Raw genomic sequence first — 3,044 nt, 5'->3', positions numbered from 1 at the left:
AGCCGATGCCGCCAAATACGATGCGTCCTGCGCCTCGTCGGGTGCGGCGAAAAAGGACTCGCTGGAATCAGGCGGCATCGGCTCCACCGAGGGCATGGGCATCTGCCATTCCTACGCGCCGGACGGCCGCTGCATTTCGCTGCTGAAAATCCTGCTGACCAATTTCTGCATCTATGATTGCAGCTACTGCATCAACCGATCGTCGTCCAATGTGCGGCGCGCCCGCTTTGGCATCGACGAGGTGGTGAAGCTGACCATGGATTTCTACCGGCGCAACTACATAGAAGGCCTGTTCCTGTCCTCGGGTGTCGTTCGCTCGCCGGACGAGACCATGGGCGAGATGGTCGAGGTGGCGCGCCGGCTGCGCCTGGAGGAGAAATTCTCCGGCTACATCCATTTGAAGACCATCCCGGAAAGCTCGGCCGAACTGGTCGAGCAGGCCGGTCTCTATGCCGACCGGCTGTCGATCAATGTCGAACTGCCGACCGACGAGGGTGTGAAGCGGCTGGCGCCCGAGAAGAAGCCGGAGACAATCCGGCTTTCCATGGCCAGGCTGCGCCAGAAGATGGAGGAGAAGGCCGAGCCGACTTTGAAGACCAAAAAGCGCGAACGCTTTGCGCCGGGCGGCCAGTCGACGCAGATGATCATCGGCGCCGACAAGACATCCGACGACGGCATATTGCACACGAGCGCCCGGCTCTATGGCAGCTACCATCTGCGGCGGGTCTATTACTCGGCCTTCAGTCCGATTCCGGATTCGTCGTCGTCGCTGCCCCTGCAGAAGCCGCCGCTGATGCGTGAGCACCGGCTTTATCAGGCCGACTGGCTGATGCGGTTTACGGCTTTTCGCAACCGGAAATCCTCGCCGGCAGCAGCGACGGCATGCTCGATCTCGCCATCGACCCGAAGCTGGGCTGGGCACTGCGCAACCGGGGGCAGTTTCCCGTCGACATCAATCGCGCCGACCGCGAAGCGCTGCTGCGGGTGCCGGGTCTCGGCACCAAGGTGGTGGCGAAGATTTTGGAGACGCGCCGGCACCGGCGCATGCGGCTCGAGGATGTCGGGCGGTTCTGCCAGTCGATCGCCAAGCTCAGGCCCTTCATCATCGCCGAAGGCTGGTCGCCTGGTGCGCTGACCGACAAGGCCGGCCTGCGCGACAGGATCGTCCACTCCTGCGAACAATTATCGTTGTTCTGATCATGCGGCCGGCGGAACTCGATCTCGCCAGATACAGAGTTCGGCTCGACAGCGAGACGGATTTTGCCGGCTGGCGTGACGCGGCACGGCGGCTGGCCTTGAATGAGGTCAGGCCCGAGGACGTCGACTGGCATGTCGCGCCAGGCTCTGATCAGGCACAATTGCCTGAAGTGCCTGCGGGCGCGCAACTCGTCGTGCCGCGCGACTTCCTCGGGCATGCCGAAACGGCGTTCTGCCATTCCGATCCCGGCCGGTTTGCCTTTCTCTACCGAATGCTGTGGCGATTGCGCGACGAAGCTAAACTGCTGGAAATCGCGTCGGATTCCGACACCAGGCGGCTCGAGGCCATGGAGAAGGCGGTGCGGCGCGACAGCCACAAGATGCACGCCTTCGTACGTTTCCGGAAAATCGGCGACGGTGCCGATGAGCGCTATGTCGCCTGGTTCGAGCCGGATCATTTCATCGTCGAGCGCAACGCCGATTTCTTCGTCAGACGTTTCACCGGCATGCGCTGGACGATCCTGACCCCTTATGCCTCTGCCGACTGGGATGGCGAAAGGCTGGCGATCGGGCCGGGCGCGGCCAAGGGCGATGCGCCTGATCAGGACGATACCGAGGCGCTCTGGCGCACCTATTTCGAGAACATCTTCAACCCGGCGCGATTGAAGGTGAAAACCATGCAGAAGGAGATGCCGAAGAAATATTGGCGGAACCTTCCCGAGGCCTCGCTCATTCCAGACATGATCGCAGGAGCGGACAAGGCCGCCAAGGACATGATTGCGAAGATGCCGACAACACCCGCGCCGCACCACGCAAAGGTGCAGGCACGGCATTGGCCGAAGCAGCCCGTCGAAGCACCGGAAGATGATGCAAGCACGATTCCGGAATTGCGCGAGGCAGCGAAAGGCTGCCGCCGCTGCCCGCTGTGGCGCGACGCGACGCAGACCGTCTTCGGTGAAGGCCCTGACAATGCCAAGGTGATCTTCGTCGGCGAACAGCCGGGGGATCAGGAGGACCTCGCCGGCAAACCTTTCGTGGGTCCGGCCGGCAAGGTGTTCGATGCGATCCTGGACGATGCCGGTGTCGACCGGCAAAAGGTCTATGTCACCAACGCGGTCAAGCACTTCAAGTTCGAGCCGCGCGGCAAGCGCCGCATCCACTCCAAACCGAATTCCGGTGAGATTCAGGCCTGCCGCTGGTGGATCGACCAAGAATTCGAGCTGATCAAGCCGAACCTCGCCGTGGCACTCGGCGCGACAGCGGCGATGTCGCTGCTCGGCAAGGCGATTCCGGTGACAAAGATGCGCGGACAAGTGATCGAGCGCGAGGACGGATTGCGCGTGTTCATCACCATCCATCCCTCCTTCATCCTGCGCATCCGCGAACCCGCGGACAAGGAGGCTGAACGCGAACGGTTCCTGCAGGACATGAAGCTGGTGAAGCGGCTGATGGCCGCCTGATTGTCTGTTTTGCGCGATTCCGGACAGAAAACCTTCCTGGAATTGCTGCGGCTACCTGATCAGAATTGCCCTGAGATCGTTGACATTCGTACCGGTCGGGCCGGGTACGAAGAGATCGTCAACCGCGTTGAAGGCCGTCCAGGCATTGTTGCCGGCAAGCATAGCCTTGGCGTCCACCCCGGCAGCGCGCATGCGCGACACGGTCGAAGCATCGGCAAAGGCACCGGCATTGTTTTCCGAACCGTCGATGCCGTCAGTGTCGGCGGCCAGCGCATTGATACCGTCGACGCCATTGATGCCGATGGCGAAGGCGAGCAGGAATTCCGAATTGCGGCCGCCCTTGACGTTTGTGCGCAGCGTCACGGTTGTCTCGCCGCCCGACAGGAT

2 protein-coding genes and 1 pseudogene are annotated in these 3,044 nt (G+C 62.2%); 2 read left to right on the top strand and 1 reads right to left on the bottom strand.

Annotated elements, in window-relative coordinates; translation table 11 throughout:
* Both ENZ75_RS26750 and ENZ75_RS26745 read left to right on the top strand, forming a co-directional pair.
* Positions 1-1,197: pseudogene (locus ENZ75_RS26750) on the top strand (putative DNA modification/repair radical SAM protein); the annotation flags it as partial.
* 2 nt (positions 1,198-1,199) lie between these two features.
* Complete coding sequence (locus ENZ75_RS26745; RefSeq protein ID WP_063169829.1) at positions 1,200-2,657, top strand: UdgX family uracil-DNA binding protein; 1,458 nt, start codon at positions 1,200-1,202, stop codon at positions 2,655-2,657.
* A gap of 51 nt (positions 2,658-2,708) precedes the next feature.
* Here ENZ75_RS26745 and ENZ75_RS26740 read toward each other — a convergent pair.
* Positions 2,709-3,044, bottom strand: a 336-nt coding sequence (locus tag ENZ75_RS26740) for an MOFRL family protein (protein WP_281061289.1), incomplete at its 5' end; no start/stop codon positions are given.

It is taken from the genome of Mesorhizobium sp. M7A.F.Ca.CA.002.04.1.1 (genome assembly GCF_004022805.1).
In the GTDB taxonomy this organism is placed as follows: domain Bacteria; phylum Pseudomonadota; class Alphaproteobacteria; order Rhizobiales; family Rhizobiaceae; genus Mesorhizobium; species Mesorhizobium ciceri.
The sequence above is the reverse complement of the archived record's forward strand: the minus strand, read 5'-3'. Positions and strand labels throughout refer to the sequence as shown.